This window comes from Paenibacillus sp. FSL R5-0519, assembly GCF_037974275.1.
In the GTDB taxonomy this organism is placed as follows: domain Bacteria; phylum Bacillota; class Bacilli; order Paenibacillales; family Paenibacillaceae; genus Paenibacillus.
Genome location: NZ_CP150234.1, coordinates 5152346 through 5166613, shown reverse-complemented (window position 1 = coordinate 5166613; position 14268 = coordinate 5152346). Strand labels below are relative to the sequence as shown.

Here is a 14268-nt window from a genome sequence, read left to right as displayed (position 1 = left end):
CCGGAACTTTAATTCAGGTATCACAGGCACCTAAAGCCTTTCATTGATACAAGCAAGCACCGAACCAATGGCTATCATTGAAGTTTTTTCATGCCAGCATCACACACATTATGAGACAGGGAAGGGTGTTGTACGTATGCGAATGAGAAAGAAATGGATATCCGGTTTTTTGACTCTGGCTTTGAGTACCGTCTTAGTGTTGTCAGGTTGCTCGAGCAATGAGGGGGCTGGGAATTCGCCTGCTCCGGCGGAAGGCAGCGAGCCACCAGCCGAAGTGACGGAAGCGCAGGATACGATGATTATGGGGCGTGGTGGGGATTCCGTAGCACTCGACCCGGCGATTGTGACCGATGGGGAGTCGCTGAAGATTGGACATCAGGTGTTTGATTCATTGCTGGATTACAAGGAAGGCGGAACAGAGGTCGTTCCTGGACTGGCAGAGAGCTGGGAGATTTCGGCGGATGGGCTCAAGTATGTGTTTAAACTGAAGTCCGGTGTGAAATTCCATGACGGTACGGATTTCAACGCTGAGGCTGTAGTGTTTAACTTCAACCGCTGGAGCGATCCGGCGAGTGAATATAAATTCGAGGGAGATTCCTTTGATTATTATGATTCCATGTTTGGTCCAGAGGATGGACGTGTGATCAAGGAAGTGAAGGCGACGGATGAGACTACGGTGGAGTTCACATTGAACCAGCCACAAGCGCCTTTCCTGCAAAATATTGCGATGACACCATTTGGCATTGCCAGCCCAACCGCGATTCAGGAGAAAAAAGAAAACTTCAAAAGCGAGCCTGTGGGCACGGGCCCATTTGTATTCAAAGAGTGGAAGCGTAATGACTCCATCACCCTGGAGAAAAACGCGGATTATTGGAAAGAAGGACTGCCGAAGCTGAACAAAGTTATCGTGCGTTCGATTCCGGATAACACGGCTCGCTTCAATGCCCTGCAAAACGGCGAGATTGATGTGATGGAAGACCTGAACCCGGACGATCTGTCCATCCTTGAAGGCAACAGCGAGTTGCAGAAGATCGAGCGTCCACCGTTCAACGTGGCGTATATCGGCTTTAACTTCAAGAAGAAACCATTTGATAATGTCAAAGTCAGACAAGCCCTCAATCATGCGGTGAACAAGCAGGCCCTTATTGATGCGTTCTTTGCTGGACAAGCTGAGCCTGCTGTCAACCCGATGCCGCCAACGCTGTGGGGATACAACGATACCATTGAGGATTACCCATATGATCTGGAAAAAGCAAAAGCTTTACTGGCCGAAGCTGGCTTCCCTGACGGTTTGCCTGATCCGGTAACCTTCTATGCCATGCCGGTATCCCGCCCGTATATGCCTGATGGCAAGAAAGTAGCAGAAGCGATCCAGGCTGATTTTGAGAAAATTGGCGTGACCACCAACATTGAATCCCCAGAATGGGCGACGTATCTCGATGATGCCAAAGCCGGGGAGAAAGACGATATCTACATGCTCGGCTGGACGGGGGACAACGGGGACCCGGATAACTTCCTGTACACCTTGCTGGACAAAGACGCCATCCCAGGTAACAACCGCAGTTTCTACGTCAACGAAGAGTTGCATGTATTGCTGACAGATGCGCAAAAAGAAACAGATCAGGAGAAGCGCGCCGAGCTGTACAAACAAGCACAGGTGATTATCAAGGAAGATGCACCGTGGATTCCACTCGTGCACACCACGCCAATTCTGGCGGGTAAATCGAACCTGAAAGGTTTTGTACCATCTCCGCTGGGCAGTGAATCCTATGCCGGTGCCTACTTCGAATAATACAGACGTAAGCTGAACTTATCCATTTCAGAATAACGGAGAGTGGAGAATCACTCTGAAGATGGCACTGCACCTCGGAGTGAGTAGGTGTAATTTCTTTCTATTAAAGCGCTGGTGAGACGAAATGCTTGGCAGAACCCACATCCGGACGTAACTATCCAAAGCATGCGTATCTGCCAGCGCTTTTTATTTTGCACGATATGTCGAAGGCAGGTGAACAGGATTGAACAGCTATATTGTCAAACGTGTGCTTGTGTTGCTGCCCGTACTGCTGGGCATGACCCTGATTGTCTTTTCCATCATCCACGCCATCCCGGGTGATCCGGCCGAGACCATACTTGGGCAAAAGGCAACCGAACAATCCAAGCAGGCCCTTCGTGACCAGCTCGGTCTGGATAAACCCTGGTTCCAGCAATATTTCGCCTACTTGGGCGATTTGCTCAAAGGCGACCTCGGAACATCCATCCGCACCAAGGTGCCTATTGCCCAGGAAATTGTGCCTTATCTGACAGCTACCCTCGAATTAACAATGGCAAGTATGTTGTTTGCTGTCATTATTGGGGTGAATGCCGGGATTATCAGTGCATGGAAGCACAACTCCTGGTTTGATTATTGCTGTATGGTCATTGCTCTAGTGGGTGTATCCATGCCGATCTTCTGGCTCGGCCTGATGGAACAATGGCTGTTTGCGAACAAGTTGCAGTGGCTGCCATCCATTGGGCGCATGAATGCACGTGATCCGGTGGAAGCCATTACGGGCTTGTATGTACTGGATACAATGATTGCTGGACAATGGGGTCAGTTGTGGACCGTAACGAAGCATTTGTTGCTTCCGAGTATTGCGCTGGGCACCATTCCAATGGCCGTTATTGCCCGGATGACCCGCTCCAGTATGCTGGAAGTGATGAGTTCCGATTACATTCGGACTGCAAAAGCCAAGGGACTGGGGCCGTTTTTTGTTGTATATGGACATGCGCTCAAAAATGCGTTTATTCCCGTGCTTACCGTGATCGGCATCCAAACCGGATCGTTACTTGGGGGTGCGGTGTTGACCGAAACGATCTTTGCTTGGCCGGGCGTGGGACGTTATATATATGAAGCGATTAGTTCGCGGGACTATCCGGTGATCCAGAGTGGCATTCTGATCGTGGCATTCTTTTTCGTGGTGATCAATTTGATTGTGGACCTGCTCTACGCCGTGTTCGATCCTCGTATTAGTTATAAATAGCGAATTCATCATTCAATCATATCCAGGAAAGGAGACGCCGTATGGCCAAATTATCGACCAATACCGGACCATCCATTGAAGCTGCAACAGCGAGCACAGCCGGTCCGTGGCGGGAAGCGTGGAGAACGTTTCGGAAAAATCGGCTTGCGCTTGCAGGTCTGATTATTATCGTGTTTTTTATCCTGTTGGCTTTCCTCGCGCCATATATCGCACCTTACGATTACAAGGAACAGGTGCTGGTGGATCGGCTTCAGGCCCCTTCGGCAGAGCATTGGTTTGGTACCGATGATCTGGGGCGTGATGTGTTTTCCAGAGTGCTGCATGGAGCGCGTATTTCCTTGTGGGTGGGCTTCTTCTCTGTCATTGGTTCCATTATCGCGGGTACGCTGCTTGGTCTGATTGCCGGATTTTATGGAAAATGGGCGGACATGCTCATCTCGCGTTTATTTGATATCTTGCTCGCCTTCCCGGGGATTTTGCTGGCCATCGCCATTGTGGCGATACTGGGCCCGTCGTTGCAAAATGCACTGCTCGCCATCGCTATCGTGAACATCCCGACTTACGGAAGATTGGTACGTTCACGGGTACTCAGCTTGAGACAGGAGGAATTCATTACGTCGGCACGGACACTTGGGGCGGGCAACGGGCGAATCTTGTTTCGCCACATCTTGCCCAACAGTCTTACTCCGCTGATCGTGCAGGGGACACTCGGGATTGGGACGGCGATTATCGAAGCGGCTGCACTCGGATTTCTGGGCATGGGTGCGCAACCACCCGACCCGGAATGGGGTAAAATGCTATCGGACTCCCGTCAATTTATACAAAAAGCACCGTGGACACTCATCTTTCCCGGCGTTTCCATTATGTTGACCGTGCTCGGCTTCAACCTCATGGGCGATGGACTGCGCGATACCCTTGATCCGAAAATGGCGAAAAAGTAAAAGTTTCTAACTCTAACTATGAGTGTCTCTACCTATGCCGGTTCGAACTTTGGTTCGAGGCGGCTTTTGTATTGCCTGCGGGATTACGTTAAAATGATTGGTGATGTGTCAAAGTTGAAGGGGGATTCGATCTTTTTGTTAAAATAACCGCCTGCGTATTGACACCCAATTTTCCCATATGTTATATAAAAGGAAGGGTTTAGCACTCCGATCATTAGAGTGCTAACAAATGATGTTTTTACTATACGCCTACATATGGAATGATTCTGTTTTTGAAAATAGATATTGAACCTGAGTAGCCATGCGGAGCCAACGGGCGCTACAGACATGAAGAAGCAAAATGTTTGCTTAATCAACAGAATCCATTTAATAAAAGGCCCTAATCCTCAAACAAGTTCCTGATCAAATGCGAAAGTAGTGCAGGGGACGAAATCGATTTGGAGGAAGCGAAGCGTTCGCCTTTATCACCGGATTTCTCCTTTTTTAAAAGGGAATCAAAGAAATCTGGGGATAACAGCGATCCGAAAAACGATTCGTAACCGGAACGGCTACATGGCAGAACGTCATGCACTTATTTTTTGCAATGACTCATTAGTGTGAGTCACCTTATCTGAGGACTAGAGCGCTCAAAGGTTTTTGAGTCTCCTAATGGTCGCAGGAATATCTCGGTTATTTCTATTTTCAATCCAATCATTCGATATCCAAATCTGAAAGGAGTCCAACCACTCATGGCTAAAAAAGAATTCCAGGCAGAATCCAAACGTTTGCTGGATATGATGATCAACTCCATTTACACCCAAAGAGAAATCTTTTTGAGAGAATTGATCTCCAACTCCAGTGACGCCATTGATAAAATTTATTACAGAGCACTAACTGACGATGCACTCGTTTTCAACAAAGAGGATTACTTCATCAAGCTCACCATTGACAAAGAAAACCGCACGCTCACACTGACGGATACCGGAATCGGGATGACGCAGGAAGAGCTGGAGAACAATCTGGGCGTTATCGCGAAGAGTGGTTCCCTGGCGTTTAAGAAGGAAAATGAAGCCAAAGACGGTCACAACATCATCGGACAATTCGGGGTTGGTTTCTACTCGGCATTTATGGTGGCGGACAAGCTGACCGTAACAAGTAAAACGCTGGGCAGCGACGAGGCTTGGAAATGGGAGTCCGAAGGCGCGGATGGTTACACGATCACACCAGCTGAGAAAGATTTCGTAGGTACAGAGATCGTCCTGACGATTAAAGAAAATACCGAAGAAGATTCGTATGACGAATTTTTGGAAGAGTACCGCCTGAGATCCATCATCAAGAAATACTCCGACTTCATTCGCTACCCAATCAAGATGGATGTAACGGGTCAACGTCCGAAAGAGGGCACGGAGAACGAGTTCGAGGAATACCAAGAAGAACAAACCGTGAACAGCATGGTGCCGATCTGGCGTAAAAATAAAAGCGAATTAACCGAAGAAGACTACAACAACTTCTATATGGAAAAACGCTACGGTTTTGACAAACCGCTCAAACACCTGCACATCAGCGCAGATGGCGCAGTGGTATACAATGCGATCCTGTTCATCCCAGAGAACACGCCGTTTGACTACTACACGAAAGAGTATGAAAAAGGCCTTGAACTCTACTCAAATGGTGTATTGATCATGGATAAATGCGGGGATCTGTTGCCAGATTACTTTGGATTCGTCAAAGGTATGGTGGATTCCGAAGATCTGTCCCTGAACATCTCCCGTGAGATGTTGCAACATGACCGTCAGCTTAGCCTGATCGCGAAGAACATCAAGAACAAAATCAAGAGCCAACTGCAAAGCCTGTTGAAGGACGAGCGCGAGAACTACGAGAAGTTCTACCAAGCGTTTGGTCGTCAATTGAAATATGGTGTATACAGCGACTATGGTGTGAACAAGGATACATTGCAGGATCTGCTGTTGTTCACGTCTTCTAAAGAGGGTAAACTCGTGAGCCTGGACGAATACGTCTCCAGAATGCCGGAAGATCAGAAGTACATCTACTATGCATCCGGTGAGTCCATTAGCCGGATTGAGAAGCTGCCACAGATCGAGGGTGTTCTTGAAAAAGGGTACGAAGTATTGTACTTTACCGATGACATCGACGAGTTTGCCATCAAGATGATCGCGAACTACAAGGAGAAAGAATTCAAATCCATCTCCAGTGGTGACTTGGGCATCGAAGATAGCGCGGATCAAGAAGAAACGGACGCTCAGGACAACGACAACAAAGAGCTGTTTGAAGCGATGCAAGCTCAATTGGCGGGTAAAGTCAAAGCCGTTAAAGCTTCCAAACGTCTCAGAAGCCACCCGGTATGTTTGTCCACTGAAGGTGAGCTGACGATTGAGATGGAGAAAATCCTGAAAGCTATGCCGAACAGCGAAAACGTACAAGCCGACAAAGTGCTGGAAATCAACGTGAATCACGATGTTTTCAAATCGTTGAAAGACGCTTTCGCGCAGGATCAGGAAAAACTGAACCTCTACACCAGCCTGCTGTATCATCAAGCTTTGCTGATTGAAGGATTGCCAATTCAGGATCCAGTAGAGTTTACTAACGATATCTGTAAGGTTATGGTGTAACAATCCGGCTACAAGGGTGCAATAACATCCTTGATGAAAAAATTTACGCCGCTTCAAAAGTTAAATGGCTTGAGCATTAAGGCTGGAAGTTAAATTACTTCGATGCATCTACCATATTTATCCGACAGGGCATTGCTCCTGTCGGTTTTTGTTTTTTTACCCACAACGAGAGGGTGCGGGTGAGGCAGACTATCATTGTAGTGGTGGATAATATTAATATAAGTTGAACTTGATTGTTATTTGATTTTAGCGTGATAAATGGTGAATACCATTAAGGTATTTAAAGGACAGCAAAAGTAGTGAAGGGGACGGAATCGATTCTGAAGAAGCGAAGCGGTCGCCTGAAAGCTTTCTGCAAGAAAGCTGCATCGGAAGCATACGCTATTCCCGAATTTCTCCCTTTCTAAAGGGAATCAAAGAAATTTGGAAATAACAGCGATCATAAGAACGATCCGTCACCGCAACGGCCACCTGCTGGCAAAGTGAATACTTGTTGTTGTTCTGCCATGTGAGCTAACGTATGTAAATAATAAGTTCAATGTTAATCATGATCATTTAGGTGCACGAATGATAGTCTGACAGGGTATAATAAAAGAATAAGACTGTTTATTACAAGTTGATGTAAGAAGAGATGACAATCGCAGACAGGTTTTGCTTTTCGAAACCACAGATGTTGTGTATAATCACTCAAAATAGAGACAGTCGGCTAGGAGTGATCCCCATGCAATGGAACGATCTGAGAGAACATAGACAATATCCTGAACTAACCAAATTGGATGGATCTCGTGCAGCATACGAACGGGACTATTCCAGACTCATTCATTCACCGACCTTCCGTCGGTTACAGGGCAAATCGCAGGTGTTTGGCGCAGGAACGGGTGATTATTATCGTACTCGGTTGACCCATTCCCTGGAGGTGGCGCAGATTGCACGCGAGGCTGCCCGCAGCTTGATTCGTCGTTTTCCCGAGGTGGACTGGGACCGTGCCGATAACCCCGGCCTTATTATTGATTCAGAAGTGGTGGAGTGTGCTGCAATCGCACATGATTTCGGTCACCCGCCGTTTGGACATAAAGGTGAAGAAGTATTAGACGGTATTCTGGATGACCTCATTAACACCGAGGCTAAGAAAATTATGAAAAAAAGCCGCAGCGCCAAAGTTCCCAAGGTGGAGTCTGAGGTCCGTGCCGAGCTAAAACGGAAATATGAGCATTTTGAAGGAAATGCACACAATTTCCGTCTCATTATGCATTTGGAAAAGCGTGAGGATATCGACGGACTGAATCTGTCTGATGCGGTATTACTAGGAATCAACAAGTATCCGTACCCTGGGACAGAGAGCAAGAAAGGCATGTATCATCATGAGTGGCAATATATTCGTGAGATCCGTGAACGTTGGAACGTGCCGGCAGGCAAGAAGACGCTGGAAGCGCAGCTGATGGACTTATGCGACGACATTGCATACTCCTCGCATGACCTAGAGGATGGTATCAAAGCAGGCAAAATTGAAGTACACGAGCATTTCCTGCAAGATCCGCATGTGAATCGACTAATTGTGGATAAGATTACAACACTGGAGGATCTATTCTGGGACGGATGGACCCGGGAAGCAATTGGGCAAAAGGTAGAAGAGGTGCTGGCTTCGTTCCTGCGCATCTGGAATGAGAAGATGCCGTTCTGCGAGCATGATTACTCGCGTACCCGACGTGAGGTGAAAGCTTATTGGGTGAGTTTCTTTGTAGGCAGCTTGGGTGTTATTGATGATGGTGACTGGAAGAAGGTTACCTTTGTCCGTGAAGGGGCTGAAGACCTTGATATGCTGCGTACGGTGAGTGTGCTTAAGAGTTTTGCATGGGTGACGATGATACGTGATCTGCGTGTGCAACGGCTACAGAAGCGAAGTGAGTGGATGATTAAGCGATTATGGGATGCATTCCTTGATCCGGAAACGTCCAAATCCATTATTCCATCCGACTGGCTGCAGCGGTATGAGAAGGATCAGGCCAAAGCGCAACCGATCTGGACCTGGGAACACATGGTGATTGATTATATTGCAGGAATGACGGATGCATTTGCCGAGAAAATATATAATGAACTCTACGGTCTGAAAGTGGGTTCCATCTACGATCTGGATTAAAATGAACCGATATAAAGGGAGATGAGACGCTTGGCTACAAGAATGAGTGATAAGTTCAGTCTGGGCGTACTTGACCTTGTTCCAAGGTTAAACGATGCCACAGCGGAACAGGCACTTCAACAATCGGTGACACTTGCGCAACAGGCTGAGGCTTGGGGATACACCCGATACTGGACATCAGAGCATCATGATATGGCTGAACTGGCATCGGCCTCTCCTGAAGTATTGCTCTCACATATCGGAGCAAAGACGACAACGATCCAGCTTGGCTCAGGTGCGGTCCTTTTACCCCATTACAGCCCGCTCAAGGTTGCAGAGTCGTTCCGTCTGCTGGCTACCCTCTATCCGGGACGCATTGAGCTTGGGCTCGGACGTGCTCCTGGCGGTGGTCCTCATGCGACGATGGCACTCAGTGGCAATTACTTGCAACATGTGTCCAAGCTGCCCGAATCACTTGCAGCACTGACGGAACTGCTTGAAGATCGATATACCTTCGAGAATCATCCTGTGACGGCTCGTCCGATTCCAAAGCTTCCGTTATCGCTTTGGATGTTGGGGACCAACGTAAAGAGCGCAGAATTTGCGGCACGGTTCGGCATGGGCTATGTCTTTGGTCATTTCATGAGTGATGCTGATGGTACAGAGGCTGTAAGGCGATACCGAGAAGGATTTGTTCCCAGTGCAACCATGAAGGAACCTGAAGTTATGGTGGCAGTCAGCGTATTGTGTGCGGAGTCAGAGACGGATGCCTTGGCCTGGAGTCGTCACATGGCAGAGAGACGCAGGGCGGATGGAAAAGAACGTTTAAGCGAGCTGAATTCGAGTGGTATCGAGGTCTCCGGCACGAATGATTCAGCCAGTGCTGATCTTCATGAAGCTGAGCGGCACTATGCAGGTACACCTGAGCAGGTATGGGGTCAATTGGAACAAGTAAGTCGCAGGCTGGATACGGAGCGGTTGCTTCTGGTTACAGCAGGACCCGATTATGAGCGCAGGCTGAATTCTTACCGATTGCTGGCCGGGCAAAGACAGAGCAATCTTGAAGTAGGCGAAGCACTTTATGATGCAAACCGTTAAAAATAAAGCGGAGAGCTGCAGATCGGGATGTTACCGTATGCTGCAGCTCTTTATTGTAGAATAAGCCAAAATTCAACAAGACTTTACTAAATTAAGCTTCTTAATAACAAAATAATGTTATAATACTTTACGTCTATTTTCCTATCGATATAATATAGATAAGTTCTTTTGACAAGAGGTCAAAAGAAGGGGAAAACAATGACAAAAGCACCTGAATTCGGGATGACCGAAGAGGTCAAGGGGGGAAATCATATGTTCAGCAGATTTAAGATCAAAAGTATCGGTCTGCGTATCAGCATCGCGTTCTACTTGTTAATCCTCTGTTTGATTGTTTTGAGTGTCACCATTGTCACCCGCATGAATTCAATCGAATCTAACACAAATGAGATTACAAACAATTGGATGCCATCAATCCAGCAAATTAACAGGTTAAACTACACTACGGAGCACGTCCTTTCGCTAAGTTATCGTCACTTTGACGCGGATAAATCGGACAAGGGAGCTTTGTTAGAAGAGCGTACCAAGTATATTCGTGAAACGACACAGGCGATTAAAATTTATGACCAGCAGGAAAAGTCTACGGAGGAACTCGAACACTGGAATGCGTTCAAGAATAAATGGGAAGCGTATCTTAAGATTAATACGCAAGCAATTAAACTGAGTGATGAGGGTCAGACACAGCTGGCCAAGGAAGTCGCTGAAAAAGGTGCAGACTCCTTTGACGCCATGCAAGTCGATCTGGATTATCTTGTGGAATACAATCAGAAACAGTCCGATATTGCGGCGGCCCAAACGATCAGATCGGTTCAGGATGGTAGAATCATCATTATTATCGGTGTTCTTGTCATGATTGTCATTACAGCGATCAGTATTCCGATTATTCGTTCACAGGTCGTGAAACCACTGTTACGTGTCATTAGTGCAGTGAAACTGATTGCCGAAGGCCAATTGAATGTTCAGGATATACATACCAAACATGAGGATGAAGTCGGTGTTCTGGCCAAAGCGGTGAATGACATGAAAGGTAACCTGACTTCCATGGTTCTGAGCGTCAGACGAATTGCGGAAGCTGTCAATCGTCAGAGCGGGGAACTGGCAATCTCCTCCGAAGAGGTTAAGATTGGTAGTCGCCAAATTGCTGTGACGATGGAAGAGTCAGCGAAGGCCGCGGAGAGCCAGGCAGAGACCGCTGTGGAATCAGCTCGTGCGGTTGAAGCGTTGAATGATCACATACAGAATCATACGGAGCAAGGCAATCAGCTGCGCGTCATGTCGGATCTGGTACTGGAGCAAGGGCTGAATGGTCGCAAGGCGATGGAACAGTCCGTGCAGCAGATGCAACAGATTTCCGGTTCGGTCTCAACTTCCATGAACAAAATGGAACGATTGAATCGTAAAAATGAAGACATTTCCAAGTTGGTCCAGGTCATTCATGACATTGCACGTCAAACTAATCTGCTGGCATTAAATGCCTCCATTGAGGCAGCGCGTGCGGGAGAGAGTGGACGCGGATTTGCCGTAGTGGCATCAGAAGTTCGGAAGTTATCTGAAGCTGTGCAGACTTCGGTCGAAGAGATTACGGCGATTACCGAGGATATTCAGCAGGAGTCGCAAGGCGTAGTTGCGGAATTGCGTACAGGCGTTCAGGAGACCGAACTGGGTCAGGAACATGTACTTGCTTCAGGTCAGCTCTTCCGTACGATTAATGAATCGGTGGAAGGCATGGTTGGAGTCATCAGCACCATGACGGATGGCCTCGCAGGCATGCAGGAGGCAAGTGGACGAATGAATGATTTCAGTCAGCAGATTTCCGCTGTTTCGGAACAATCGGCAGCGAGTGTGGAAGAAGTTTCTGCATCGGCGGAAGAGCAGGTAAGTTCCATGGAGACGATCAGCGGCAATATTCAAAGTCTGAAAGACTTGTCGGAAGATTTGCTAACATCCATTGAAAAATTAAAAATATAACCTTCTTCTTATAATAGAAGAAACTGGATCGTGCATGGGCGGTCTGTTGAGAATCTCAAAATAAGGTGTTCCTCAATCCTGGGGACACCTTATTTTTTTCTTTCCAAATAGTTACCTCCAAAGAAATGGATAGTTGTCTAGCAGTCTAACATTGTATACAATGACTACCTGAAGCATTCGTAACAGCTGATATTTGATATGTATACACTGAGCTACTATTTATATAGAAGAAACATGACTAATGAAGGAAGGAGAGGAGAATTTTGCCTGATGAAACACTTGGTAGTTACACTACTTCTGGGAAATACCTCTACACCTTTGCTTGCCACGAGAACGAGCGTGAATTATGCATGCTGGAGCTGGATACGTTGCTTGAACCGAGTTCAGAGATCGGTATGGATAGGGGAGCATATGTGTGGTCTGAACGACATATATCACCTGGACGTAGTCCTTTTATCCATGGAAGATTAGATGTAATCGGTGAAGGCGATACGGTGAATGACCTGCTCCCTCTTGCCAAAGAGATTCAGCTGCTGCCAGAAGAGACATTTAAGGTGATTTGTCTGAAAGAAGGGGACCATGCCCCTGATTATGCACAGTCTCGTCAACTGGAAAAAGAAGTCGGCATGTGCATTCAAGGCAAGGCACAGATGAAGCAACCAAAAGTGACTTTCGGCCTAATTCAAACAGGAGAAAAATGGATCTTGGGCCAGTGGACAGAAGCAGATCGATCATGGCAGATTCATCGGCAGAAGCCGCAAAACTACTCGACTGGATTTGGCATCACGCTTGCCAGAGCGTTGGTGAATATTGCTGTTCCGAACGTGGAAAACCATCGATTACTTGATCCGTGCTGCGGTATGGGAACAGTTGTCATTGAAGCTTTATCCATGGGAATTGATGCGAGAGGTAACGACCTGAATCCTCTGGCTGTCCGAGGTGCACGTATCAATCTGCCGCATTATGGATATGATTCGGATCGAATCACACTAGGGGATATGAATGAACTGCAAGATCGATATGATGCCGCAATTCTGGACATGCCCTATAATCTCTGTTCTGTACTCCCAGATGCTGAGCAACGAGCCATGTTGGAGAGTTTGCGCAGATTGACCCAGCGGGCAGTGATTGTTTCCACAGAGTGGGTAGAAGAGCACTTGTTGGAAGCGGGATGGACAGTAAAAGAGTACCGAACAGTAAACAAAGGCACGTTTATACGTCATATTTGGTTGTGTGTGTAAGTATAAAAAAACAAAACTCTACCTCTAAGGAAATTTCCAGAGGTAGAGTTTTTTACTGTGTACATTTTAATTGAACTAACGATTTACACGAGAAACGTAGAGGACAGAAATATTGTTTAGTTCAATTGATATCGTTGATCTGATTTGTACAATATTGCATGGGAACGGATGTTTGTGTTAATATTTATGACTATAATCCACCAGGTTAAGCGGAAGTGTCTGGCCAGCTACATAAGCTTCCAGATTTTTGACGAAAATATCGAGGGCACGATCCGTGTATTGCTCCGTGCTTCCTGCGATATGTGGCGTCATTAAGACGTTATCCATGCCCCATAACGGGTGGTCTGCCGGAAGGGGTTCTTCTTCGAACACGTCCAGTGCGGCGAAGGCAATCTGGCCGTTTTGGAGTGCATTCAGCAAGGCTTCCGTTTTCACACTGGGGCCGCGGCCCACATTGACGAAACATGCACCAGATTGGAAATGCTCAAATGCAGTTTGATCATATATATGTTTGGTTTCATCGGTCAACGGTAAAATGTTAATCACATAATCGCCTTGGCTCAAGGCTTCATGTAGCCCGGTCATGTCGTACATCTGATCCACGTTGGGGACATCTTTGCCTGAGCGACGAACACCGATCGTTCGCATGCCGAGTGCTTTGAGGATGCGGGCTGTTTCGGTTCCAATCTCACCTACACCAACGATGACCGCTGTTTTGCCGTGCAGTTCGGGTAGGGGGTTGGCGGGAGCTTTCCATTCGGACTGCTGTTGATGCAACATGGCTTGTCTCAGCCAGCGACTGTGGGATAACATCATGCCCAGAATAATTTCGGTGATTGGAATGGCGTGAACTCCATTTGCACTGGTGACCTGAATGTTCTTCTGCTGCAAATCTGCAAAAGGAAGATTGTCCACACCAGCGGACCAGACCTGAACCCACTTCAACAGGCTGTCCTGTCTCAATGCATGTTCAGTGACAAGAGGTGACCAACCGAGAATAATCTCAGCCTCTTTCAACTCAGCAGGGTCCAATTCCTTGGCTTTTCCGAATGTCAGGGTGTACCCCGGTGCGGCGTTCTGAATGCGTTGTTTCTGTTCTTCGGATAGAGATGGAAAACATACAATTTTACCCATAATGTGTGGTCCTCCTGAGATCAATAGTTTAATAAGTTTGGATAAATGAAGTGTATCAGATTTGATGTTGGATGTGCATAAGGTGGTAAATGCAGGAATCTAGCCTTATTTGCAAATGGTTATCTATGTGTCACTCTATACTTA

Annotated in this window: 9 protein-coding genes; 8 read left to right on the top strand and 1 reads right to left on the bottom strand. The window is 47.1% G+C overall.

What is annotated here, in order from left to right; all coding sequences use genetic code 11:
- The first annotated feature begins 142 nt into the window (after positions 1 to 142).
- The 8 genes from MKY73_RS23350 (at position 143) to MKY73_RS23315 (ending at position 12990) form a co-directional block, all read left to right on the top strand.
- A complete protein-coding gene (locus MKY73_RS23350) occupies positions 143 to 1792 on the top strand; it encodes an ABC transporter substrate-binding protein (protein ID WP_339308708.1) in 1650 nt (549 codons plus the stop codon).
- A 223-nt stretch (positions 1793 to 2015) separates the two neighbouring features.
- Positions 2016 to 3020, top strand: a complete 1005-nt coding sequence (locus MKY73_RS23345; protein ID WP_339303653.1) for an ABC transporter permease — start codon at positions 2016 to 2018, stop codon at positions 3018 to 3020.
- Between the two features lie 41 nt (positions 3021 to 3061).
- Positions 3062 to 3961 carry a nickel transporter permease gene (nikC, locus tag MKY73_RS23340; RefSeq protein ID WP_145146408.1) on the top strand — a complete coding sequence of 300 codons (900 nt, stop codon included), beginning with the start codon at positions 3062 to 3064 and terminating at the stop codon, positions 3959 to 3961.
- A 728-nt stretch (positions 3962 to 4689) separates the two neighbouring features.
- Positions 4690 to 6570 carry a molecular chaperone HtpG gene (htpG, locus tag MKY73_RS23335; protein WP_339303652.1) on the top strand — a complete coding sequence of 627 codons (1881 nt, stop codon included), beginning with the start codon at positions 4690 to 4692 and terminating at the stop codon, positions 6568 to 6570.
- A gap of 721 nt (positions 6571 to 7291) precedes the next feature.
- Entirely contained in the window at positions 7292 to 8707 is a 1416-nt protein-coding gene (gene dgt / locus MKY73_RS23330; protein ID WP_339303651.1) for a dGTP triphosphohydrolase, read from the top strand.
- 42 nt (positions 8708 to 8749) lie between these two features.
- A complete protein-coding gene (locus MKY73_RS23325) occupies positions 8750 to 9784 on the top strand; it encodes an MsnO8 family LLM class oxidoreductase (RefSeq protein ID WP_339308707.1) in 1035 nt (344 codons plus the stop codon).
- 198 nt (positions 9785 to 9982) lie between these two features.
- On the top strand, positions 9983 to 11749 hold the full coding sequence (locus MKY73_RS23320; RefSeq protein ID WP_339303650.1) for a methyl-accepting chemotaxis protein: 1767 nt from the start codon (positions 9983 to 9985) through the stop codon (positions 11747 to 11749).
- A gap of 263 nt (positions 11750 to 12012) precedes the next feature.
- Entirely contained in the window at positions 12013 to 12990 is a 978-nt protein-coding gene (locus MKY73_RS23315) for an RNA methyltransferase (RefSeq protein WP_339303649.1), read from the top strand.
- Between the two features lie 177 nt (positions 12991 to 13167).
- Here the strand turns inward: MKY73_RS23315 and MKY73_RS23310 are convergent, their stop codons facing one another.
- Complete coding sequence (locus MKY73_RS23310; RefSeq protein WP_339303648.1) at positions 13168 to 14124, bottom strand: D-2-hydroxyacid dehydrogenase; 957 nt, start codon at positions 14122 to 14124, stop codon at positions 13168 to 13170.
- Positions 14125 to 14268: the final 144 nt, after the last annotated feature.

Excerpts from the sequence above, each read along its gene's own strand:
- MKY73_RS23350 (WP_339308708.1), top strand. The coding sequence starts at position 143 with ATGAGAAAGAAATGGATATCCGGTTTTTTGACTCTGGCTTTGAGTACC.
- nikC (WP_145146408.1), top strand. The coding sequence starts at position 3,062 with ATGGCCAAATTATCGACCAATACCGGACCATCCATTGAAGCTGCAACA.
- htpG (WP_339303652.1), top strand. The coding sequence starts at position 4,690 with ATGGCTAAAAAAGAATTCCAGGCAGAATCCAAACGTTTGCTGGATATG.
- dgt (WP_339303651.1), top strand. The coding sequence starts at position 7,292 with ATGCAATGGAACGATCTGAGAGAACATAGACAATATCCTGAACTAACC.
- MKY73_RS23325 (WP_339308707.1), top strand. The coding sequence starts at position 8,750 with ATGAGTGATAAGTTCAGTCTGGGCGTACTTGACCTTGTTCCAAGGTTA.
- MKY73_RS23320 (WP_339303650.1), top strand. The coding sequence starts at position 9,983 with ATGACAAAAGCACCTGAATTCGGGATGACCGAAGAGGTCAAGGGGGGA.
- MKY73_RS23310 (WP_339303648.1), bottom strand. The coding sequence starts at position 14,124 with ATGGGTAAAATTGTATGTTTTCCATCTCTATCCGAAGAACAGAAACAA.